Annotated in this window: 27 protein-coding genes; 26 read left to right on the top strand and 1 reads right to left on the bottom strand. The window is 35.7% G+C overall.

Annotated features, from left to right (window positions below; genetic code table 11):
* The first annotated feature begins 21 nt into the window (after positions 1-21).
* The 26 genes from LC033_RS08275 to LC033_RS08150 all read left to right on the top strand — a co-directional run bounded on the left by LC033_RS08275 (position 22) and on the right by LC033_RS08150 (position 21,176).
* Positions 22-204 (top strand): hypothetical protein, encoded by a 183-nt coding sequence (locus LC033_RS08275; RefSeq protein ID WP_226567799.1) that lies wholly within the window; start codon positions 22-24, stop codon positions 202-204.
* Positions 205-233: 29 nt separating this feature from the next.
* Complete coding sequence (locus tag LC033_RS08270) at positions 234-605, top strand: pXO2-26 family protein (protein WP_226567798.1); 372 nt, start codon at positions 234-236, stop codon at positions 603-605.
* A 12-nt stretch (positions 606-617) separates the two neighbouring features.
* Positions 618-1,844 carry an ATPase, T2SS/T4P/T4SS family gene (locus LC033_RS08265; protein ID WP_226567797.1) on the top strand — a complete coding sequence of 409 codons (1,227 nt, stop codon included), beginning with the start codon at positions 618-620 and terminating at the stop codon, positions 1,842-1,844.
* Positions 1,845-1,849: 5 nt separating this feature from the next.
* Positions 1,850-2,698 (top strand): hypothetical protein, encoded by an 849-nt coding sequence (locus LC033_RS08260; protein WP_144487940.1) that lies wholly within the window; start codon positions 1,850-1,852, stop codon positions 2,696-2,698.
* On the top strand, positions 2,688-3,410 hold the full coding sequence (locus LC033_RS08255) for a hypothetical protein (RefSeq protein WP_226567796.1): 723 nt from the start codon (positions 2,688-2,690) through the stop codon (positions 3,408-3,410). Before LC033_RS08260 ends, LC033_RS08255 begins: the two co-directional genes overlap by 11 nt.
* 32 nt (positions 3,411-3,442) lie before the next feature.
* Positions 3,443-3,805 carry a hypothetical protein gene (locus tag LC033_RS08250; protein WP_226567795.1) on the top strand — a complete coding sequence of 121 codons (363 nt, stop codon included), beginning with the start codon at positions 3,443-3,445 and terminating at the stop codon, positions 3,803-3,805.
* 215 nt (positions 3,806-4,020) lie between these two features.
* Complete coding sequence (locus tag LC033_RS08245) at positions 4,021-4,176, top strand: hypothetical protein (RefSeq protein WP_226567794.1); 156 nt, start codon at positions 4,021-4,023, stop codon at positions 4,174-4,176.
* A gap of 354 nt (positions 4,177-4,530) precedes the next feature.
* A complete protein-coding gene (locus LC033_RS08240; RefSeq protein WP_226567793.1) occupies positions 4,531-5,304 on the top strand; it encodes a hypothetical protein in 774 nt (257 codons plus the stop codon).
* A 78-nt stretch (positions 5,305-5,382) separates the two neighbouring features.
* The gene (locus LC033_RS08235) at positions 5,383-5,589 is read left to right on the top strand and encodes a hypothetical protein (RefSeq protein ID WP_226567792.1); all 207 of its coding nucleotides are present in this window, start codon (positions 5,383-5,385) and stop codon (positions 5,587-5,589) included.
* Between the two features lie 45 nt (positions 5,590-5,634).
* Positions 5,635-5,820 carry a hypothetical protein gene (locus LC033_RS08230; protein ID WP_226567791.1) on the top strand — a complete coding sequence of 62 codons (186 nt, stop codon included), beginning with the start codon at positions 5,635-5,637 and terminating at the stop codon, positions 5,818-5,820.
* A gap of 49 nt (positions 5,821-5,869) precedes the next feature.
* Positions 5,870-6,088, top strand: a complete 219-nt coding sequence (locus LC033_RS08225) for a hypothetical protein (RefSeq protein WP_226567790.1) — start codon at positions 5,870-5,872, stop codon at positions 6,086-6,088.
* Positions 6,089-6,148: 60 nt separating this feature from the next.
* Positions 6,149-6,466, top strand: a complete 318-nt coding sequence (locus LC033_RS08220) for a CagC family type IV secretion system protein (RefSeq protein WP_226567789.1) — start codon at positions 6,149-6,151, stop codon at positions 6,464-6,466.
* Positions 6,467-6,532: 66 nt separating this feature from the next.
* Positions 6,533-6,949, top strand: a complete 417-nt coding sequence (locus LC033_RS08215; RefSeq protein WP_226567788.1) for a hypothetical protein — start codon at positions 6,533-6,535, stop codon at positions 6,947-6,949.
* Positions 6,936-7,520: a TraC-like domain-containing protein gene (locus LC033_RS08210; protein ID WP_226567787.1), complete on the top strand. Its 585-nt coding sequence runs from the start codon at positions 6,936-6,938 to the stop codon at positions 7,518-7,520. The genes LC033_RS08215 and LC033_RS08210 overlap by 14 nt, the downstream gene beginning before the upstream one ends.
* A 13-nt stretch (positions 7,521-7,533) precedes the next feature.
* On the top strand, positions 7,534-9,543 hold the full coding sequence (locus tag LC033_RS08205; protein WP_226567786.1) for a VirB4 family type IV secretion system protein: 2,010 nt from the start codon (positions 7,534-7,536) through the stop codon (positions 9,541-9,543).
* A complete protein-coding gene (locus tag LC033_RS08200) occupies positions 9,540-10,955 on the top strand; it encodes a hypothetical protein (RefSeq protein WP_226567785.1) in 1,416 nt (471 codons plus the stop codon). The genes LC033_RS08205 and LC033_RS08200 overlap by 4 nt, the downstream gene beginning before the upstream one ends.
* Positions 10,952-12,025, top strand: coding sequence for a bifunctional lytic transglycosylase/C40 family peptidase (locus tag LC033_RS08195; RefSeq protein ID WP_226567784.1), 1,074 nt, complete (start codon positions 10,952-10,954; stop codon positions 12,023-12,025). Before LC033_RS08200 ends, LC033_RS08195 begins: the two co-directional genes overlap by 4 nt.
* An 11-nt stretch (positions 12,026-12,036) precedes the next feature.
* Positions 12,037-12,618, top strand: coding sequence for a hypothetical protein (locus LC033_RS08190; RefSeq protein WP_226567783.1), 582 nt, complete (start codon positions 12,037-12,039; stop codon positions 12,616-12,618).
* A gap of 5 nt (positions 12,619-12,623) precedes the next feature.
* A complete protein-coding gene (locus LC033_RS08185) occupies positions 12,624-13,055 on the top strand; it encodes a hypothetical protein (protein ID WP_226567782.1) in 432 nt (143 codons plus the stop codon).
* Positions 13,048-14,679 (top strand): VirD4-like conjugal transfer protein, CD1115 family, encoded by a 1,632-nt coding sequence (locus LC033_RS08180; RefSeq protein WP_226567781.1) that lies wholly within the window; start codon positions 13,048-13,050, stop codon positions 14,677-14,679. Before LC033_RS08185 ends, LC033_RS08180 begins: the two co-directional genes overlap by 8 nt.
* A 4-nt stretch (positions 14,680-14,683) precedes the next feature.
* Positions 14,684-15,565, top strand: a complete 882-nt coding sequence (locus LC033_RS08175; RefSeq protein ID WP_226567780.1) for a conjugal transfer protein TrbL family protein — start codon at positions 14,684-14,686, stop codon at positions 15,563-15,565.
* 11 nt (positions 15,566-15,576) lie between these two features.
* Entirely contained in the window at positions 15,577-16,980 is a 1,404-nt protein-coding gene (locus LC033_RS08170) for a cell envelope integrity TolA family protein (protein ID WP_226567779.1), read from the top strand.
* A 14-nt stretch (positions 16,981-16,994) separates the two neighbouring features.
* A complete protein-coding gene (locus LC033_RS08165) occupies positions 16,995-18,017 on the top strand; it encodes a DUF3991 and TOPRIM domain-containing protein (protein ID WP_226567778.1) in 1,023 nt (340 codons plus the stop codon).
* A gap of 17 nt (positions 18,018-18,034) precedes the next feature.
* Positions 18,035-20,059: a DNA topoisomerase gene (locus LC033_RS08160; RefSeq protein ID WP_226567777.1), complete on the top strand. Its 2,025-nt coding sequence runs from the start codon at positions 18,035-18,037 to the stop codon at positions 20,057-20,059.
* Positions 20,060-20,114: 55 nt separating this feature from the next.
* A complete protein-coding gene (locus tag LC033_RS08155) occupies positions 20,115-20,777 on the top strand; it encodes a restriction endonuclease (protein WP_226567833.1) in 663 nt (220 codons plus the stop codon).
* Between the two features lie 42 nt (positions 20,778-20,819).
* Positions 20,820-21,176 (top strand): hypothetical protein, encoded by a 357-nt coding sequence (locus LC033_RS08150; protein WP_226567776.1) that lies wholly within the window; start codon positions 20,820-20,822, stop codon positions 21,174-21,176.
* Positions 21,177-21,435: 259 nt separating this feature from the next.
* Here LC033_RS08150 and LC033_RS08145 read toward each other — a convergent pair whose 3' ends face one another.
* Complete coding sequence (locus LC033_RS08145) at positions 21,436-21,762, bottom strand: hypothetical protein (RefSeq protein ID WP_226567775.1); 327 nt, start codon at positions 21,760-21,762, stop codon at positions 21,436-21,438.
* Positions 21,763-21,909 lie beyond the last annotated feature (147 nt).

Below are 21,909 nucleotides of genomic sequence, written 5' to 3'. Positions count from 1 at the left end.
ACTTATTAGGAGGAAGATTGAATGTTTAACTTAGTCCAAAACTATTATCCAGTAATTATTGGAGCCGCAGCTGTTCTTTTCTTACTCACACTATTTATGAGAATTAAGCTTGCTAAAGTAAAGAAGGACAAGATACTTTATAACGTATATTCGTCTTTAACTGGTCTAATGGCTTTAAGTCTAGTGCTATATAAAGTTTTGTAGGTAGGTTATGTGATTGAAAGGAGTCTTATATGAGACATTTTCCAAAATGGATGACATTGTTGGTATTTGGCTTTATTTTGATTGCTTATATTGTCTATCAGACAATGAACAGCAGTCATTATAACGATTTAACGAAAGAAATGCAGGATGCTGCGCAGATAGCTGCAACGCAGAACTTAGACAAAAGTATTCGTGTTGATGAAGAAAAAGTAATCATTGTTGAATCAGGATTTGAGAAGGACTTTAAGAGGATTATCAATAAAAATCAGCCTGGAAAGGTAAAAAACTTTGCCTTCTCATATCTCAAAACGACAGATGGATTTTATAAGGCGATTAAAGTAAAGGTGGTCGATGATAAAGGATCACCTTTTAAAATTGTCTTTGCAACGGACAAAACATAAGGAGGGAATAGGTTGAGTACAACTTTAACCAAATCTGAAATTTCAGAGGACACGATTTTAAAAATAGAAGAGTATTTTATGTCTAATCACTCAGAAATTTTTCATAATGCATTTGTTGAGGAAGAGTCTAAAGATACTCTTCGAGGTCTTCTTGAAGAACATTTGAAAAACATCATTCCTGAACAAGATTTATCAAATGACCTAGATTATATTATGAGTGAGTTGGTTGGTCTTGGCGTAATTGATAAAATTCGAAAAAACTCCGATGTAACAGACATTGGATATGATGGTACACAATTATGGGTTAAGGGAAATGGATTTAAGACTTACTCAATTGAATTAGAAACGGAAGCTGCTAAAAAGATTATAGCAAAAATCAACTCAACTACTCAGACTGAATTAACGCCTCAACGCCCAATAGTTAACACAAGTTTGAATCGATTACGGGTCAATATGGTTGATTCAAGTGTTGCTACAGACGGTGAAACATTTGCGATAAGAATTTCAAAGCCTGGCCTGATTCTTAATAAAAACAACTTTACCAACGTTGCAAAAGAATATGTTGCAAAATTATTAAGAGCCATGGCTTTGACAAAATCAAGTATCACATTTTCTGGTGAAGCAGGTGCTGGGAAGACAACATTACAAAAACTTTATATTGATTTTATTAGAGATACAGAGCGAATTAATATTATTGAAACGAATAAGGACATGTATGCAAAAGAGACATTTCCACATAAAAACATCTTCTATTGGATTGCGAATGAAAATGCACCAATTGATCAATTAATTCAAAAAGCATCATTGAGATCTGATATTGATTGGTTAATGGTTGCGGAAGTCGTTGGGCCTGAAGTCTATCAGATGTATCAAGCTTTATTAACAGGACATAGGATTTCAACCACACTTCATGCTTTCGATGCGCGTGCTCAGCCTGATCGTTTGTTAGGAATGGCAAAAGAAAAATATCATGTGAATGATGAAACATTCCTAAAAAATATCTATACTTATCTAGATTTCGGTATTCATTCAGATGTTGCACTTCATGAGGATGGTACAGAAACTCGTTACTTACAAGAGATCGTTGCCTTTAATGCTGATAAAACGGCCACAACTGTATACAAACAGGAATTTGATGGATACCAATTCCATTCGGAAATTGGAGAATTGCCAGATACGTTCTTGAGAAATCTTAGAAGATATCGTGTTGACTATGATGGTCTCCCGAAAGGGGCGTAATAAAGGTGCTTGGATATGAAAAAAAGGTCATGACTATTGATGAAATGAATGCGTACAGAGAAGCGTATGGTGAGGAGATAGGCAAAAAAGAGATCTTTACCACGCTAGTTGTACCATTCATGGTTTGTTTTGGAGTAGTTATGATTTTGTTCTATTATTGGTGGCTGGCATTAATAGGGGGCCTTTTAGGTAGCGTCTATGGTTATGTGGTTATTATGAGAAATAACGCACAACGGTACTATCTCGATGAAGCAAGGGTGCAAAGAAATCGATTCATTTTGAATATGACTGATTTACTTATGAATAGTAACCAAACGGTCATTAGTTCCTTGAAATGGAACTCAGAAAAAATATTGAAAGGAGAGTTTAAAGAAGATGTAGACGAGTTGATTGCCAGATTAATGGCTGGTAATACAGAACAAAAACGTTTAGCCTTTGATACTTTTGCTGAAAAATATTCTTCAGATTTTGTTTTCACACTCTTTATCAATTATTTATCAATCATTTCTGAACAAGGAAGGGTTGATTCAAACCAAACTACCAATCTAGCTGAATGGCATAATGAAATTATGAGTGAGACAAACGAGTTGAAAAAATCAAAGGAAACTTTCAAGAAACAGTTCAAACTGACAACTTATTATAACTTAACTGTAATAGCCATTTTAACCTTTGCAATGGGGTTTAATGGCTATTTGTTATATTACGCCCATAATCCTATCGGGTGGGTTTCATCAGCGCTTGTGATTGGTTTATCAGCATTTCATTTTAATAGCTTCCAGAATCGTTTAATGGATGATGAAGTAACTGAAATTAAAGGTTGGAGAAGAAAGAAGGTGAGAAGAAGTGAAGGGTAAAGGGTTTTGGTATTTGGTAGCTGAAGAAGATTTATTTGAAATGGTTGAAAAATCAGGTTATGGAGAAGCAGAGTTTATTCATTTCCAAAAGAAAAGATTGAGAAATGCCATACTTTCAATGATCGGTGCTGTGTTACCGGCTCTTATCTTATCACCATGGCTAGGGTTTCTTGCCATTTTCTTTTTCACTCATACATGGCGACAAGCTTATGTAAAAGAGAAAATTGAGTTTCGTGATCTTTTGTATGAAAAGCAAATTAACTGGTTTGTATTTCAAAGGCTTGTAGTGAATTTTGTTAAGAGTAATAACGGCAGCATTATTGTTGGTTTGAGAAAGGTTTTGGATCAATTAGAACCTGGTGAATTTAAGGATCATATTTTCCGACTCATAAACAACATCACTAAGAACCCAGGAAAAGTAGATCCTTACTTACAGTTTTCAGAAGAAGCAGCTGGTGGTACAGATGGTTCAAAGACGTTCATGACTTCCTTATACAATTACAAACACAATTCAGCTGATCCAGCGATTATTGACAATTTAAATATGCAGGCAAGTAAGGCAATGATGCAAAGCGTTAAGATGATTCGCCTGCAAAAAGAAAACAGGTTTGCATTGTACCCAACCAAGATGACCATGCTGAATGTCATTATTATGTTTGGTTTTATGGCTGGTGTCGCGGTGACGGTTATTACTAAGAACATGAACTTTTAATCTAACTCGTTGCTGGAAAGGGGGGAGTCATAATGCAAATGGAGGATGCTGCCGGAGAATTTACATCGCAGATACAATTTTTCTTCAAAATGTATTTCCTGCTGGCTTTAGTTATCTTTGGCGCTCAGAGTATTCAGACATACGATTTCAAAAACTATGTTAGTTCGAAATTACAGTCACATGGCGGTTTAACATCCGAGGCAAGTAAAGATATTCAAAATTACTCAAACAAGTATTATTTTGGCCGTTACAAAGTGTCAAGTGATGTGTCATCAAAGCAACCTTATGGCACAGATATTAATTACACAGTGAATGGTAAGATTCAAATATTCTTTATGGATGTTCCAGATCAACTTACAAAGAAACCTGGTTCAACGACCAGTCTTGTGAGGTGATGACATGCATAACTGGGCCAAAAATATGTTAATGATTTCTTCATTGGTTGTGTTGGCATTTGCTTTGCGTTTTGCGATGGAACAATTCCCTTATATAAGTGAGCTTTTCAACTCTTTATATAAAGCAATCAATTATATGAAGTGAATACTGAAAGGAGGTGTTAACGAGACCTGAATTTAAACAACAATAAATAATTTTAAAGGGTGGGTTTGTAATGGAAAGAAATTCAAATAAACGAATTCAAACAGTCAAAGATGTTTTGATTGATATCAAAGATTCAGTATTACATGATGTAAAGGATTCGAATCGAGATGAATACAGCACAGAAGCATTTGGACATCGAAGTGAAGTGATGTACTCATTTAGATGACGTCCACAAAGTAACTATAGGTGAAAAAGGTATTGGCTCGCTTAAAGAAGCTTTGTCCTGGTTATGTGACTCTTTACACATCTCTATGCGTCATAGAATATCTGAAGGAGGAGGACTAAACACAAAAGGTCTGGCAAGCCTTCCAAACGCATACGCCAAAATAGTATCCTTATCCAATCTTGATATTAAGGCTCTTGATCAGAAGGTCTCTTTTTCTCAGGACAATACAATTAAATTAGAACCAACGAAGGCCCCAAGACAAAAAAATCAAGGTCTTGAATTGTAAGGAAGCAGCTAGTTAAAAATGGTTGCTTCTTTTTTATTGCTTTCATTTGAATGGAGGGAGCCGATAACATGGCGAAGAAACGACAAATTAAAAAAGAGAATATGCGTTTAAGGGAACAAGCAGAAAAGAATAATAAGATTATCGCTGATTTAAAGAATCAGTTGAAAATGAAAGAGTCCGAGAAAACTAAGGGTCCTGCTGCCCCAGGGGAGGACTTCACAAAAAATGTTCTTGAAAAGTTATCTTATCTTGAATCGACAATTAGCCGTATTCAAAAAGATGTCATTGAATCAGATCCTAAAGATCTTCATGCTAAAGAAGAATATGTAAAGCTGATTGATCAGGTAAAAAAATTATTTAAATCATTCGTGAATGATATTAAAAGTTCTTTTACCAACAAAGTTGACGGTGTAAAGAATGAAATTAATTCCCTTATCACCAATAAGGTACAAAGTATCAACGATAAATTTAAAGCTTTGAGTGATTCGATTGATGCTAAGTTTCCTGACCCAACAGGGGATGCTGTAGAGAAACAGGAACCGGCCAAGGAGGCGGAACAAGCTGTAGAGAAACAGGATTTATCAGACATAGTGCCAAAGGTAGCCGAATTAATTGCTGAGAATAACACTTTAAAGAGTGAAAATAATGGCTTAAAAAGTGAAAATGCGGCACTAAAAACATTTGTATCAGCACTTCGGAAGTTCTATCCCGACCAAGTTAATGATACTCAAATTAAAATCAATAAAATGTTTGAAGGACAGCATGCAAAATCAAAAGATCAGGATATTCAAAAACCAACCCAAAAGGTAACAACAATCAAAAGTGAAAGTATCAGTTTGTAAGAGAGAAGCCATCTGGTTTCTCTTTTTTTAATTACAAAAAAACGTATAAAAAAGGAGATTTGAAAAATGAGTTTTGAAATGAACGCAGATCGTAGTATTAACGGTATTTATTCTTTGATTATTGGTGTAGCAGTAGGTACGTTATTGGCCGCGGCAATTCCAGAAGTATTCCAGCAATTAATCGACATTATGAATAAAAAGATCAACACAATCGCTTTAATTGACACTATTAAAGGCAGTGCCTTCGGATTCATTAAAAGTTTTTCATGGATGAAATTAAACTAAAAACAAAAAATTAAGAGTAAGTGAATTAAAAAAGAGATTAATAGCATGAAGAGCGAAAACGCGTCACTGAAAGCACTTTTTCCTGCGTTTCAGAAGCTCTATCCTGATCAATTTCAAGATACTCGTAATAAAAATAATATGTTTAAAGAGCAACAAACACAATCACATGAACAGGAAGTTCAAAAATCAATCAAGAAAGTAACGACAATTAAAGAAGGTATCAGCCTATAAGAGAGAAGTCAGTTTGTTTTTTTAAAAATTACAAAAAGGAGATTAAAAAATGAGTTTTGAAATGAACGCAGATCGTAGTATTAACGGTATATTTTCTTTGATTATTGGTGTCGCAGTAGGAACACTGTTAGCCGCGGCTATCCCTGAAGTATTCCAGCAATTAATTAATGTAATGAACAAAAAAATCAACACAATTGCTTTAATTGACACGTTTAAAGTTAATGCGCTTGGATTAATTAAAAGTTTTGCATGGATGAAATTAAACTAAACCAACAAGTTTGCTTTTATAAAAGGAGAATGAAAGATGCAATTTATTAAAAAACATTGGATGTTATTACTAACATTTGCTGCTGTATTAGTGGTTTCCACTTGTATTCCAGAAGTAGGACAAGCAGCTGCAAGTACAGGTCAAGTTAAAGCAAAACTCAACAAAGCAATTGTCGCTGTATCAAGCGTTCTGACAGGAATTGTTGTGGCAGTTGGCGTAGTAGCAGCTATTAAAATTGTTATTAAGCACTTACCAGGTTACGATGATCCACATCAAAGAAATGAAATGTGGAAGAGTCTAGGTGGTGTACTTGTTGGTGTTGGTGCTGGTGCTGCGGTTTCGTGGATTGTACCATGGGGGTTTTCATTGCTCGTGTAATAAATTGTTCCGAGAGACAAAGGGAAATTCCTTTGTCTCTTTAATTTAATGGAGGTTTAACTGCACATGGATGATCAAGCCTTAGAAAAACTTATCGATGAAAGAATAAAAAAGACTTTTTCAGTCTCAGGTAATGCTGCTAGAGAATGGTACTTTCCTGAGAATGTGGACAACAAATATAAAATTTTTGGGAACGTTACGGTCAAAACACTGTTTACTATCATTGTTCCTTTCTTTCTTTTAGCACTAGGTGTTGTCGTAATTCCACCGTATACATCTATTGGTTTATGGATAGGTAAATTTGTAATTGTGGTTGCTTTGATACTGGCTCCTTCAGTGTATGTGATGTACAGACCGGTCAAGCAACGCGATAACATTCATATGCGTGATTTTATAAAAGAATACTTCGCATATAAAAAGAAACAAAAAGTGTACTTTGTGAAAAGTAAGAATAAGGAGTTGTTTATCGATGAAAACCTTTAATGATATAAGTCCATTTGAAGGTGTGTATTCTGATTTCATTTTCTTAAAAGAAAATGAAATAGTTACTATTATACAAACAGATGGTGTAAACATGGATCAATTATCTTCAGATCAAGTGGACGAGTTGTTTGATAGATATGGAGAGTTTATTTCGACATACGTTCACTACAAACCTCAAAATGTGTCAATGGCAATTCCAGTTGTTATGACCCCATTTTTGAATGAGTGGAAGCAAAGGTTTATTGATACACAAAACGATTCTAGTTTAACCAATGATATGAAACAGCTAGTAGCATCATATCTCTATGAGTATCAGCAGTTAGAAACAGATATTGACACTTCCGTAAAAGCGCATTTTTTAGTAATTAAGGAAAAACTGAAACAACCTACCTTCGAAGAGCTGAGAGTCGCAGAAACTAGACTGAATGAGAAGAGGGAAGAAGTTATTTCTGGGCTTAATGAACTTTTATCTGGTTATGATTGTGCGCCAAAGGTCTTAAATGGAAATGAGGCTTCTCATTTAATGCATCAATTTTTAGATTATAAAACTTCTGTATACCATAACAAATAAGAGGGTGAGTTTTTTGAGTTTACTGAAATTCCTTAAAGATAGGAAAGAGCAAAAAGTTGAACCAGAACAAATAAATGAAATTAAAGGGCTGATTGATCGAGATACAATTGAAAAAATCAGTCCTTTCGTTTTTGAATTTCAACGTGAATACATTGCTTCTGGCGGTAATTATATCAAACCTTTTGTCATTATGAGTTATCCAAAGAGACCAATAGGTAATTGGCTGCGTCCTTTAAAAAAATTAAAGGGAAACGTAGTGATATCACAGCACATGGAACCAGCAAGCGATCATATCATGAGAGCGCACTATAACGAAGCTATTAAGAACAAACAGGCTGAACTAGAAAGAACCATTGACCCCTTGAAGCGTAGTCAAATTAGTAGTGAGATGAATGCTGCCAAAGCGCAGCTCGAAGAATCGTTGGAGGAAAGAAGTACTTTCCTATATTTATATACTTATGTTCTGATTCAGGCAAAAAGCGAAAAAGAATTAAACTTATTAGAGAAGAGTGTTACCAACGTTCTGAATCAAACAAGGTTACAAGGTACGATTCCATATAGAAGAATGGATGATGCATTTTGGTCAACACTTCCGATTGGTATGAATGGACTCAAAGAGTACACTTATTCAATGACCAATTCTAACAGTGCAAGTTCTTTTTTCCCCTATGATGATAATGAGATTCATGATTTAACATCCACCTCTACCATTGAAGGCAAGAATTTAGACACAAACAGTAATATTGCTATTAACTATCGTAATCCTAGAAAGACTTTGAACAGAAATAAAATCATTCTAGGAGCTTCTGGTACTGGTAAATCAACTTATATAGGCAAAGACATTCTTATCAAAATCGCTGAAAATATTCACTATAATTATCTGATTGATCCAGAAAATGAAAGCAGTGAACGAGTAAAAAAACTCGGTGGAACTGTATTGGACTTATCGAGTGCAAGTCCATATAGATTAAATCCTTTTGACATTCATTCTGTTTATTTAGAGAGTGATGAAGATCATGTAATTAAAAGTGCTGATGCTGATTTGAGTGATCAAGAAATTGAAGGCTTAATCAATCAGAAGGTTGAAAGAATGAAAGGTATCCATCGGATTTTAATGCCTGAAATGACTCGGGCGCAACTCTCTATTATTTCTTATGAATGTAAAAAATTATATACAAGACTTCGTGAAGTGAAGAACATTGGAAAAATGAAACCAACTGCCTTCCCTATTCTAGAAGATTTATACAATGCATTAATGAAGTTGCAAGAAACGGACCTTAGAAAGTTCGAGAGCATTCAAACATACTGTGACGTTCTAGAGAACTGTGTTTTTGGTTCAAGTACAATTTTAAATGGACACACTAACATAGATCTAACAAGTAAACTAATCTCTTTCAATCTAAAACCTTTGCAGACTGAAAAAGATATGCAATCAGTTGTGTATCTGAATACATTCAGTTATCTCTGGGAAATTATCACAAGCACAAAAAGTACGTCTAATCATCTTTTTTGCGATGAATTTCACTTTCTACTTACAAACCCAGATAGTAGAGACTTCTTTAAACAAGCATTTAAGCGATTTAGAAAATACAATGCTGGTGTTACAGTTACAACTCAACAAATTGAGGACATCCTTCAAGAAGATACCACTGCTAACGGTCAAAGCCATACAATCGGTGCAGCTCTTGTAGGAAATAGCCATACAGTAGTTCTTTTTGGAATGGCTCCTAATGAGGTTGCAGATGTACGCAATAAATTGGAAATTAAATTATCAGAAAAAGAGCAAGCATTTTTAAGAAGGAAAAGACAATCTGAAGCATTAATTTTGTATGGTGAAAAACGTGCGAAAATGGAAGTGAAATTGACAACAGAAGAGCTTCGTCTTTTCAATCCAGAAAGGTACAGAAAGTTGACTGGAAAAGATCCTAATATTGTTCCAGATTGGGCGTCCATGGTCTTTTTATCGAAAGATGAAAGATCCAAATTAAAAACTGATATCGGCAGGAAAGAGGGATCAGCATGAAAATCACCAAGATTAGCATGATTGGTGACATTACCCTGTACAAGAACGGAAAGGAACGAAAGATTGAGGTTAGTGAAAGTTCATCTAGTATTAAGAGCCTGGATGAACTAGAAGAACTTGAAAATCCTTCTGCATTATTTATGGAATTAGATAGTGCTAGTAAGGAGTCAGGTAAAATATTTCTTTCTTATACAATTCCTGAAGAGTACGAGTCGTTAGATGAGTCAAGTCTTGAAAGTAAAGTAGTTAAATTGGAAATTATAAAAAACTTCTTGAATAAAGAACCTTTATCTGCATGCAAAGGGATGACTTACTTAGATCCGGCAAACATTTATATAAAAAATTATTCCTCTTTTAAAATTATGTATAGGTCAAACAGTGAAGGGCAGTTACCTTATGATCAACAAAGTCATTTAGATCAATACAAATTTTTTATCCTGGGATTCCTAAGTGATAAGTTCAACTACAAAAAATATAGCATCCATAAAAGTGATTTGTTGTTGAAGGAAGATAATCAGTTCATGTTTTCTGTTTTTCATTCGCAATCTATAGGTGAATTAAAGAAAATTGTTGATGATGAACTGAAGGCTGAACAATTTAGATGTTACGAAGAGGTCAATAAAAGTTCGATCAATCAAAAAAAGAAATTCAAGAATAAGTTTATCATAATAGGCGTTTCAGCTTTGGTTCTTTTGTTTGGGATCGTGCTTGTAGTGAAGGTAACTGAAAATAAAGTTGTCAATCAGTATGCTTCTAAAGAAGAGGATCTTAAATCGCAGCAAGAACTTTCATTAGCTCTTGCGAGTAAAGACACCAATAAAGCAATTACAGCGTTAAGAAAACAGAATAAATCTAGCCTTGATATTGCAGAAATGCTTGTAGATATAGGTGATTATAATAAGGCAATCACGATGGACAAGAAGGTTGAAGAAAAGGTTATTGAGAAGCTCTATAAGCTTAATCAGAAAGAAGAAATACTAAAGTTAAAATCGAAGTCAACCTTCGTTGAAAATGAAAAAGCCATTGTAAAATTTGATGTTGAGAACTTATCGAATTTAATTGCTTTGATTAACAGTAAGCATACAATGATAAGGCTCGGATTGGCGTTTTTAGATCATGAAGAATTTGAACTTGCAATTGACGTTTTTAATAGACTATCAGACGGCGAAGCTGCAAGTACATTAGGAGTAACAAAGACTGAAAGAAAAGATGCTGGATTGTGGAGCAAAATCGCAGGCATCCAAATTGAGATAAGTAACCTCAATGATAAAATCATTGAAGAGAAATCTAAGGTTAATAATGAAAAAGAGAAATTAAAAGACAACGTTAAGCTTTCTGATCTCGAAACTCAGGTGATGAAAAGTCAGAAAGAGATCATTCAATTAGAATCGCAATTGAGTGATGTAAGATGAGTGGAGTAGTTGAAACAAAAATTGCTGTTACCGTTGCTAAAGAAGGTTATAAACAAAGGAAAAACGTTATAATAGCAATTATTGTTTTCCTAATGCTCATTTTCTTAGGGGCAATAGCAGCCTTTATCGGTGGAAATGAAGCACAGAATCAGAATTCTGGTACGGCGCAAGTTAACGCAAAAGTAGAAGCTTGGAGGCCAGTTGTCACAGAATATGCAGCAAAGTATAAAATTCCTGATTATGTCGATGTGATTCTAGCGATCATGATGGTTGAAAGTGGTGGGAGTTCGGCTGACATTATGCAAAGTTCAGAATCGTTAGGATTGCCCCCAAACTCTATATCCGATCCTAATGTCTCAATCGATGTGGGAGTACAGTATTTCTCAAACCTAGTAAGAGACTCACAAAAGAAAAAGCTTGATTATTGGACCCCCGTTCAAAGTTATAACTTTGGTGGGGGTTTTAATAATTACGTTAAAAGTTATGGTAGGAAATATGAGTTTGAATTGGCACAATCATTTGCCAAAGGAAAAGCGGGTGGGTCTAGGGTGAAGTATTCCAATCCTGTAGCTGATTTCAATGGAAACTTCAGATATAAATATGGAAATATGTATTATGTCCTGTTAGTCCAGCAATACCTAAATGCACCTTCTGGTGACATGGGGAATGCAGACGCATCACCATTAGGAAAGAAAAAATATACAAAATTAATGAATGAAGTATCGAAATATAAAGGGTGGGGATATACCTGGGGCGGAGATAGCCCGATAAGAGGCTTTGATTGTTCTGGACTCACGCAATACAACTACAGAAAAATTGGCTTCAATTTGCCTCGGACAGCAGCAGAGCAATACAACACTTCAATAAAAATTGCAGATCCAAAGCCTGGTGACCTGGTGTTTTTTAAAGGTACAAACTCTAGCCGTCCTGCAAGCTCGATCACTCATGTAGGAATTTATGTAGATAAGAAAAGAATGTATGATGCGAACAATTCAGGTATTGGTTATTCAAATTGGAATCAAGGATATTGGAAAAAGCACTTGGCTGGTTTTGGCCGCGTAATTAAATAGGGGGATATTTTATGAAAAACATCATTATTAAGACTACTGTTGTAGTCTTATTTTTTATATCAATTTTTGTAAACATTGTTCTCGCTGCTAATCTGTCAGATGCAAATGAGAAGAAGAAGCAAATGAATGAAAAAGTGACGGCCATGGAACATGAAATGGAGAAAAAAGAAGGGGAGTTAACAAATTACGAAAGTAAGGTAACTGAAAAAGAACTAACAGAAGATCCAGCTAATAAAAGGCTACTTGAAAACTTCTTTCAAGTTCAATATCAGTACAACGAAAAGAGTTATAAAGACCGGTTCACCAAGATAAAAAAATATGTGAACAAAAACGTGTATGGACAATTAACCGCAGCTGGCATTCCAGATACACCAAAAATCAAGTTTGAAAATGTCATTAAGGACATGCAAATTTTCTTGACACCCTCGGCAGAACAAAATGTGACTGGTATGGTGCTGTTGAAAACACAATATAAGATTGAAAATGTTAAAAACCCAACCATGACACAGATCTTTAAAGTGGAAATTCAAGACAAACAGATCGCCAAGCTTGAAACTGTTGGAACTGTTGGTGAATCAATTTCAGAAAGCTGAGGTCTATGATGAAAACGAAAATTATTTCTTTCACTTTACTTAGTTACTTGTTGTTTAATGTTTCAATCTTTGTCTCAGGACTGTTACCGTTCATTGCAAAATATAAAATGGATTTCAGTGCCGATAAACTCCTGGGTTACTTCTTAGATATCGTTATCCATCCCATACAAAATATCAGTCAACAAGTCAATGACAACAATCCATTAATATACTGTACCTTTATTGCTTCGATTGTCTTAATCGTTTACTTGATCATTAAGACCAGAACTAAGGACTACGATATTGTAGGTGAAACCTACGGAGTACAGGGATCGGCACGTTGGTCAAAACCAATTGAAGTTATGAAAAGAGAAAAAGAAGTGTTAACTATTCCCATTGAAGACCTTAACAAAGATATTGAAGATTCAATGAGACATGGAGGTGTTGAGAATGGCTAGTGTTGCTCCTATTAATGTGTTGAACGAGCCTGTAAGTAATTACTCTGGACTTGTTCTTGGAATGCTTAACAAAAAGGCTATTATTCAACCTGAAGACAGTAAAATTCCGAATAGAAATGTAGCTGTGGCAGGAGGACCTGGTTCCTCTAAGACGCAAAGCTTTGTAATCACTAATGTCATCAACAACACAGACACCAGTATTGTAGTCACAGATCCAAAGGGTGAAGTGTACGAAAAGACAGCAAAAATTAAAGAAGCACAAGGTTATGAAGTGATGGTTGTTAACTTCAAGCATATGTTCCTGTCCAACCGATATAACCCCTTCGGTTATGTTCGAAAGGCATTAGATGCTACGACTGTAGCGAATACGGTTGTTGCAGCAAAGAATGATCCTAAGAAAAAAGACATATGGTACAACGCGCAATTGGGTCTATTAAAGGCCCTTATATTGTATGCAAGATCAGAATTCCCACCTCATAAGCGAAATATGGATGGCGTTCTTGATTTTCTACAAGAATTTGACCCTGAAGCAAATGAGGATGGAGATAGTGAACTTGATGAGAAGTTCATGGAATTGGATGCAAGGCATCCTGCGCGGAGAGCTTATGAGCTAGGATTCAAGAAATCACAGGAAAAAACGAGAGCCAGCATCATTATTAGTCTTCTTACAACCATTGGCGACTATGTAGATGAAGAGGTCGCGGAATTTACCAGTATGAATGATTTCTTCTTTCAGGACATTGGTAAAAGAAAGATTGCTCTTTATGTTCTTATTCCAGCTATGGATAAAACATGGGAAGGGCTTATAAATCTATTTTTCACTCAAATGTTTCAAGAGTTATACCTACTTGGTGATAAGCATGGGGCAAAATTGCCGGTTCCTGTTTGTTTCATTCTTGATGAATTTCCTAACTTGGGTAAATTTGATAATTATGAGACATTCTTGGCGACATGTCGAGGTTATCGAATTTCTGTATGCACAATATTCCAAAACTATACACAAATGATTGATAAGTACGGAAAAGATCAAGCTGAATCAATTCTTGGAAGCTGTGCTATTAAGATTTGCCTTGGGAACATCAATAATACGACAGCGCAGTATTTCTCAGATCTAATGGGTCAAACGACAGTTAAAGTTGAAACTGACAGCACTTCAATATCGCACGGAAATCATGGAAGTTCTTCGTCTAGCCAAAACCATAATTATGTGGGGCGATCCCTTATGTTTGCTGATGAAATATCGGCTATGGATAAAGAAGATAGCATTGTCTTGATATCTGCAATGAAGCCTATTAAATGTAAGAAAGCCATGCAATATATTTTATTCCCAGGCCTTTCTGAAAAGTATGTAGTTTCTCAAATGGACTACAAGAGAAAAGTTAGTCAGGAATCAAAGGAAAAGTTTGAAGTTGACAAAAAGCTTTGGGAAGAATCAAAAGGTAGTACTGCACCAATTTTCGAAGTGAGCAATGATGAGGAAAATATTATGCGCCAACATAATGCTGGGGAAGAACAATTAGAAGCTATGGCCTCTTTAGATCCTGAAGAACTGAACAAGTATAAAGAAGCATTTGATGCTATTCAAGAGTTTGAAGCTGAGGATGAAGAAGAGGAAGAGGTGTGAGTAAATGTTTGATTGGATCACAGATGGACTAAAAGATAGTCTTAATGGAATCATAGAGCATACGATTGGAAAATGGGTAGAGAGTATTATGAATTGGGTTTTGCAAACAATCAACGGTATTGTATTTAAAATACCAGAAAATGATTTTGTAATAACTATTTTTAAATTTCTAAGTTGGTTTACAAGTGCATTTGTCGTAGTTGTTGCTTTATATAAAATCATCGAATACTTATTAAATACAGCAAATGGAACCCAACAATATCCCTTAGACGAAATCTTTCTTAGGGTGTTTAAGAGTGCAGGAGCACTGCTGGTATTACCTTGGATCTTCAAACTCGTAGTCATAGATATCGCATTGCCGATAGCCAACTACTTTGCGGCAGCTGGAACTGATTTTAAAGGGAATGGTGCATACGCGGTCATAAAAGGAACAATTGTTGGTGCTGGTCTTGGAATTGCAAGTGGAGGTATTATTTTAATCCTTATAATGGTTTTGTTTGCAATTGCCTTTTGTAGTTTCTTCTTTTCAGTTTGTGTGTTTTACGCAGATTATGTGATGATGCAAGTTTTAATTGCGCCAGTAGCACTCTCAATGATGGCAGATGATAACAATTATTTCAACGTCTGGTGGAGAGAACTATTGTCAATGATCACAGCATTACTCGTAAAAATATTCCTTGTCACAGTTATTATTAATGTACTGTTTACTGGTGGTAACTTTGCACAGACCGGAGTTGCTATCGGTTGTGCTGTATTACTTATCAAGTCACCTTCAATCCTTAAAAACATGTGGTACGGAGGAGGAAGCACTAGAGCTATGGCCCGCGGCGGCGGCCGAATGGCTTCGATGGGAAGTAATATAGTTATTACTCAATTTTTAAAATAGGGGGACGTTTAGTGTATTTTATTGTTTTCAAGAAAGGTCTAGAATCAGATAACGATAATCGTTTAACGCTTGAAAGACCCTTAACATTTTCTATTGCAAACGATATGTTCAGAAGCGAAACGGAAAGGCTCTTACAACTAGGATTAGAAATTAAACAAGCCTATAAGATCCTTGAAGTTGAAACAGGTGAAATTGTTTTTAATGGAAAAGTAAAAGTGACCAACGAGAATCAGTCTTTATTAGAGTTGGTCACGAGCAATTCTAGCTTGCCAAAAGCAGTAAATGAATACATTAAAAAGGTCGAGACTAGTGAGCTAATTGAAACGCAGGATGATCTGACATATATCAGCAACTCAGAAGAAAAAGAAACGCTACTTAAAGTGAAGAAGGACAAGCAAAAAATTGAAGAGGATATGCGAAAACAAGAGGAAGAAAGTCAAAAGAGGCAGCATGCACTTCAGTTAGAAATGGATCGTATATTAGCCGAAAAAGAAGAACTTGAAAGAGCCAGGCTTTCTAGAGAAAAAGAGAGCGAGGAGCAAGCAGAAAAAAGAAGAGAATCACTCAAAAGACTTGATGATGACTACCAGATTGCTTTAAAAGGAATTGAAGATCAGAGGGAATATGAAAAAGAAAACAAGGAAAAGTATGAAGCTGAACTGAAAGAAATCATTGCTGCAAAAGCTGTTGCTGAAGAAGAATTGAAAAATGTAATTGCCGAATATGAAATGAAACAAATTGAACAGGCAAATGAGCTAAAGGCTATACAGGAGAATACAAAAGAAACAAAGATGGAAATTGATGTTGTAAAAGCCAAAATGGATAAAGATAATCTACAACATGAAATCCGGCTGTCTGAATTGCAGCAGCCACAAGAATTAGAAGCACAACCTATGTCAGAACCAGAAAAGGTGAAAGAGAATGTTAGTAAGGACCTACGGAGTGCCTCAGTTGATCAAAAAGAAGATCAAGGCAATCGTTTAGATCGAATCATTAAACCATTAAAAACATTTACTAAAAGTAAGAAAGAAGAACGTGGAAATAAGGAACAAACAATAGCAATTTCCGATTCTTTTCATGAAGACAATGTAACGAATGAAATGAAGGACCATCTCGCAAAAATCCTTGAAGAAGTTGGTGCAGATGAAAAGAAGAAGGCTGAGGAACAAAGGAAAGCTGAAATTAGACGCGTAAAAAAGGAAAAAAGAATTAAAGAAGCAATAAAGATGAGTCGGTTGAGAAGGCCCTTTTACGAACGTATTAGGTACTTATTCACCGGCTTTTTATTATGTGCAGCAGTTTTATTTTTCCTTATAAATGGTTTCGAAAAACCTTTTAATTCAGCAAAGCAAATATATCATGACATTCATACGAAGGTCGAGAGTTCTTGGGCTGCTTTCCAAAATGACAAATAGGAAGTGAATTATGAATGGCTGTTGGGAAACGTGTTAGTGATAAAGAAGTTGAGAAAGCAAGTGGAGTAGGAATAGTCGAGTATTTAAACCTTATCGGTGAGCCAATCATTGCAGACAATCAAAAATATTACAGACACCAAGATCACGATAGCCTTGTCATTAATGTTCAAAAGAATTATTTCTCTTGGAACAGTCAGGGCCTGAACGGAAATAACGCAATATCTTATTTAACAAAAGTGAAAGGTTTTTCATTCCCTGATGCTGTTAGAAAAATCAATGCTGACATCGAGGGGAAAGATATTAGTGTGTTTAAGCCTGAACCACCTTCCTATCCTCTTGAATTTATGTATAAGGTTGATGAAGTCCAAACAACCAAGAACATAACAAACTACCTAGTCAATGAGCGTTGTATTGCCCCAGATATTGTAGAAATGCTTATTGAGAGTGATTTTATAAAAGAAGATAAATATAAAAATGTTGTTTTTAAGTGGAAAGACAGTGATGGGGAATTGATAGGAGCCAACTTACAAGGTACTTATGAAATCCCTTTGGAAAAGAGAATAAAGCCAAATAGAGCGTACTTTAAACAAGAGCTTCCAACAACAGAAGAAGCGACTTATAAAGGTTTTAGTATCACTATTGGTTATCCTGAGAACCTTTACTTATTTGAGGCTCCTATTGATGCTCTTAGTTATCTAACGTTAAATCGCGAAAAAATGCAAAATTCAAGACTGATCTGCATGGGTGGAGTGAAATTTGAGGTGTTCAAGTCAAATTTAAAAACTGCAATCCAGGATTGTCAGAAACATGATCGGCAAATTAAAAGCATTCACAGCTGCGTAGATAACGATGATGGAGGAAGAAAATTCGAAGAACAGTTGAAATCATTCGATTATGTAGTGAACGGCAATAAAATCCCATTAATAAGTGATATGCCAGCACTTCCTAAAGGCCAAGAAAAGTGGGATTGGAACGATGAAGTTAAAGCAACTGAGAGTAAAAAAAAACAACTATCTAAAGGCATAGAAATTGATTGATAAAGGAGAAATTTATTATGGAACTATTTATTGCTGAAAAACCAAGTGTCGCAAAATATCTTGCCCAGGTGCTTTCTGGTGGCTATGAAAAAAAGAGTAACTATTTTGAAGGGAAAGATGGCCGTATTTATGGCGCAGCCCAGGGGCATTTAGTAAATTGTGTTTCACCAGAGAAGATTAACGAGGAATGGGGATGGAAAGGGGATGAATCCAAACTTCCATTCTTTATCGAAGACGTTCCGTTAGCAGTTATTGAAGATACCAAGGCCAAGTATGAAACATTAGTTGATCTTATGAAGAAAGCAGATGAAATCATTGTTGCAACGGATGCTGGACGCGAAGGGGAGCATATCTTCAGGAAGATTCAAAGAATGAGTGGAATCAAAGGGAAGACAATGAAGCGTCTTTGGTTAAGAAAAATGACGGAAGAAGGTGTTCATCAAGCCTTTGCTGACATGAAAGACTTATCAGAATACGATGGATTGGCTTTGGCTGGTCAGCTGAGAGAAGAGGCTGATTTACACATTGGCATCAATGCAACTTTGTTAGCAACCAAAATAAGCAAAAGTCCAATGTTACTGTCACAAGGTAGGGTCCAAACCCCTACCTTGTCTTTAATTGTGGGAAGAGACATGATCATTGAGAATTTCACTAAAATGAAGCACTATTCGATTGCTGCCAAAGATCAAAAAGGGAACGGCTTTGAATTAGTTCTTGAAAAGGATCAGCATTTAAGTCAGGAAGATGCAAAAGGGTTCCTGCAACAGCTAGGCAATAAAACTAATCTGCAATTTGATAAGAAGCTGAAGAAAGAAAAACCACAAAAACTTTTTGATTTGACAGGCTTACAGAAATACATGAACAAAAAATTTAAGTGGTCGGCCAAAAAGACGCTTGATGTAACTCAAAAATTGTATGATCAACAACTGGTCACATATCCTCGGACAAGTAGCCAGTACATTGCTGGGGATGAAGAACTTCCAATGATCTTAAAAGCGCATGCTGAACATGAAGTTATTAAAACGATCTTGGACAATGAATATAAAATTGAGAAAAGCTTTGTAGATCCTGAAAAGGTAACAGACCACGAAGCAATTGTGATCACTACTAAAATCAAAGGGAGCTTGGCGGAGGACGAGGAAAAGCTGTATGAAGTTATCTTTAAACGTTTCGCAGCTGCCTTTTATCCTCCTGCAATGAAACAGGAAACAGTAGCCACGTTTGAGGATGGAGAACACACATTCAAAGCAAAAGAGTCCATTCTGGTTGAACAGGGATGGAAAGAGATTTATGGATTGGAGATAGAACAAGGAAACCTGGGTGAAACGAAATTAGATCAAATTGGCGAGTACGCCATTGTAGAGAAAGAAACTAAGCCACCAGCTAGATACACTGAAGCGACATTGTTAGCTGATATGGAGAATGCGGCTAAGTTCTTAATAGATGATGAAGAGAAGAAAACATTGAAACGTGCTGAAGGGATCGGTACGGTGGCAACGCGCGATTCTATTATTGAATTGCTTATTAAACGTGGTTACATTGAGAGAAAGGACAACAAGTTATTTTCTACGCAGCTGGGTAGAGATTTAATTCAGATGATGCCGGATGATTATCTACTTACAAAGGTTCATGCAACAGCATACCTAGAGTCATTGTTATCCGAAGTTGAAGCAGGGAAAATGACAAAAGAAGCCTTTTACATGGAATTGAGGCATTTTGTGAATAAAACCTGTTCAGACATTAAGAACAACATTAAGACGATCAAAGTTGAACGAGAAGTAATAGCACCTTGTAAACAGTGTGGTAAACCTATTCTTGAAAACTCAAAGGCCTATAGTTGTTCAAACAGAGATTGCAAGGTTGTTTTGTTTAAAAACACTTTGGAGAGATTAGGGAAGAAAAAAGTCACGCCAAAAGAAGCAGCTAAATTACTCAATGGATCTACTGTGAAAATGAAACTAAAATCAAGCAAGGGCAAGGCTTGGAGCCAAGCAGTGATCTATAATTTTGAAAATAAGAGAGTCGAATTTTATGAGAAATGATAGCCTCCTATTTAGGAGGTTTTTTCTTACCTTACAATAGGGGGAATCAATTTTGGTGAGGACAAATATCTTGTTGAATTATCTACATAACAACTGGAATGTCTTGTTTATTGTATTTGCTGTCATGATAGGTGTGTGTTTTCTTGTTGCAAGTTACCTTTCAAAAAACAAAAATAAGAGCAAATTCGTGAAGTCCGGCATTAAGGACATTGACTACATGGATGGTTTTCAATTTGAGCAATACCTGGCATTTATGTTTAGGGCGAATGATTATAAGGTTCAAGTGACACCTGAAAGGAAGGATTTTGGGGCTGATCTTATCATCAAAAAATCAGGAACCAAAATCGTAGTGCAAGCAAAGCGTCAAAAGGCGAAGGTCGGCATAAAAGCGATTCAGGAAATAGTGGCCGCCAAAAATCACTATAAGGCAGAAGAGTCCTGGGTGATCACGAACAACTTTTATACAAAGGCTTCGCGAGAATTGGCTGAAAGCAATGATGTAAAGCTTTTGGATCGATACAAACTGATTGAACTAATGACAGCACTCAATCCATCAGCAAGCATGACGGCTAGTGAATTCAAGCAGCAAGTGAAGGCAAAGCCAATTAAATGTGTTTGTGGGGCTGAGATGGTTAGTAAGGAGAATAAACAATCCGGCCGGTCTTTTTACGGCTGCACAAAGTATCCAAAATGTTCACATACAAAATCTATGTTGTAAGTGCAGAAAATTGTTTATGACAGAAGATCAGGAGATGAAATAATGATATTAGTTTCCAAGGTAAGTAAAAAAAAGGCTGATGAACTTATCAATGCCTGGAAAGAAACAAAAGAGTTAAATGAACTGATGAAAAGCTATATGAAAGTTAGTCTGGAGAATCAAACGGTAGACAGGCTAGAGATAACAAATGAATTCAGAGAAATAAGAAATACACAAAGAGAAATTCAAGATTGTCTAGATAAAATTTATAACTTTATTGAACCATTGTATTTTGAGATGGAATCAAAAAAGGATAACGTAGAATTTAGTGAAGAAATGAAAAAACTCATTGATGAATTACATGATCCTGATAAGGAAACTTTGGATGACATCCCCCTCTTGTTGACAGAAACAGATTAACCATAATTAAAATATAAGGTGGTTTTAACGAGTGGAAAAACAATATATTACAATTGGACTGCACGATGGACATCTAGAAATGCAAGTTTTGGTCTTAGGAAAGAATGATAATCAAGTACCGAACCTAATAACGAAGGAAAGGGCCATTTTGGCCCTTTAATAGTCTCGTTTAAGCTGTTAAAGACTTGAAACCTGTTGCCCCGCGACTATTTACCTTGTAATTATTCATCAAATTCCTCCAATAATATAAATTTGCTATTTAGAGAACTTCTGCATTTGGTCTTCCATCGATGATTCCGAATTCGACATCTGATGGAAACACATTAACTCCCAAGCCCATATTAAATGCAACCCAATCAGCTAGTGCGGGAGGTAGCCTGTACGCAGCAACTTTTCCTTCTGAATCTTTTATTGTAGCAACAGGAACCATTCCAGTTGAATGAGTTCCAATTACCCCTAGTGATAGCACATGATACACCATACCGTCTTCATTAGTGTTTTTCAATGTAGGAATCTGTAATAATTCATGTTTATTTGGATCACTATAAATCTTTGCGCCTCTTTGATTAACCTTATAATCTTTCATGATATCCCTCCAATATTAACATTATAAACTATATACCTACTTAAAAACCAAATTATAACATAAAAACATTGATTTGCTAGTTCTTTTGGATGTATCATTAAATTGTGCAGTTAATTACCTTACCACGATTCAATCTGAAGGAGATCC

The sequence above is a fragment of the Bacillus stratosphericus genome (assembly GCF_020524495.1).
GTDB lineage: Bacteria > Bacillota > Bacilli > Bacillales > Bacillaceae > Bacillus > Bacillus stratosphericus_B.
Note: the sequence above shows the minus strand (reverse complement) of the source record. Positions and strands in the feature narration are given on the sequence as shown.

Bases quoted from the DNA above. Each gene is read 5' to 3' on its own strand.
- LC033_RS08275 (WP_226567799.1), top strand. From the start codon at position 22: ATGTTTAACTTAGTCCAAAACTATTATCCAGTAATTATTGGAGCCGCA.
- LC033_RS08270 (WP_226567798.1), top strand. From the start codon at position 234: ATGAGACATTTTCCAAAATGGATGACATTGTTGGTATTTGGCTTTATT.
- LC033_RS08250 (WP_226567795.1), top strand. From the start codon at position 3,443: ATGCAAATGGAGGATGCTGCCGGAGAATTTACATCGCAGATACAATTT.
- LC033_RS08245 (WP_226567794.1), top strand. From the start codon at position 4,021: ATGGAAAGAAATTCAAATAAACGAATTCAAACAGTCAAAGATGTTTTG.
- LC033_RS08240 (WP_226567793.1), top strand. From the start codon at position 4,531: ATGGCGAAGAAACGACAAATTAAAAAAGAGAATATGCGTTTAAGGGAA.
- LC033_RS08235 (WP_226567792.1), top strand. From the start codon at position 5,383: ATGAACGCAGATCGTAGTATTAACGGTATTTATTCTTTGATTATTGGT.
- LC033_RS08230 (WP_226567791.1), top strand. From the start codon at position 5,635: ATGAAGAGCGAAAACGCGTCACTGAAAGCACTTTTTCCTGCGTTTCAG.
- LC033_RS08225 (WP_226567790.1), top strand. From the start codon at position 5,870: ATGAGTTTTGAAATGAACGCAGATCGTAGTATTAACGGTATATTTTCT.
- LC033_RS08220 (WP_226567789.1), top strand. From the start codon at position 6,149: ATGTTATTACTAACATTTGCTGCTGTATTAGTGGTTTCCACTTGTATT.
- LC033_RS08215 (WP_226567788.1), top strand. From the start codon at position 6,533: ATGGATGATCAAGCCTTAGAAAAACTTATCGATGAAAGAATAAAAAAG.
- LC033_RS08210 (WP_226567787.1), top strand. From the start codon at position 6,936: ATGAAAACCTTTAATGATATAAGTCCATTTGAAGGTGTGTATTCTGAT.
- LC033_RS08200 (WP_226567785.1), top strand. From the start codon at position 9,540: ATGAAAATCACCAAGATTAGCATGATTGGTGACATTACCCTGTACAAG.
- LC033_RS08195 (WP_226567784.1), top strand. From the start codon at position 10,952: ATGAGTGGAGTAGTTGAAACAAAAATTGCTGTTACCGTTGCTAAAGAA.
- LC033_RS08190 (WP_226567783.1), top strand. From the start codon at position 12,037: ATGAAAAACATCATTATTAAGACTACTGTTGTAGTCTTATTTTTTATA.
- LC033_RS08185 (WP_226567782.1), top strand. From the start codon at position 12,624: ATGATGAAAACGAAAATTATTTCTTTCACTTTACTTAGTTACTTGTTG.
- LC033_RS08180 (WP_226567781.1), top strand. From the start codon at position 13,048: ATGGCTAGTGTTGCTCCTATTAATGTGTTGAACGAGCCTGTAAGTAAT.
- LC033_RS08175 (WP_226567780.1), top strand. From the start codon at position 14,684: ATGTTTGATTGGATCACAGATGGACTAAAAGATAGTCTTAATGGAATC.
- LC033_RS08165 (WP_226567778.1), top strand. From the start codon at position 16,995: ATGGCTGTTGGGAAACGTGTTAGTGATAAAGAAGTTGAGAAAGCAAGT.
- LC033_RS08160 (WP_226567777.1), top strand. From the start codon at position 18,035: ATGGAACTATTTATTGCTGAAAAACCAAGTGTCGCAAAATATCTTGCC.
- LC033_RS08150 (WP_226567776.1), top strand. From the start codon at position 20,820: ATGATATTAGTTTCCAAGGTAAGTAAAAAAAAGGCTGATGAACTTATC.
- LC033_RS08145 (WP_226567775.1), bottom strand. From the start codon at position 21,762: ATGAAAGATTATAAGGTTAATCAAAGAGGCGCAAAGATTTATAGTGAT.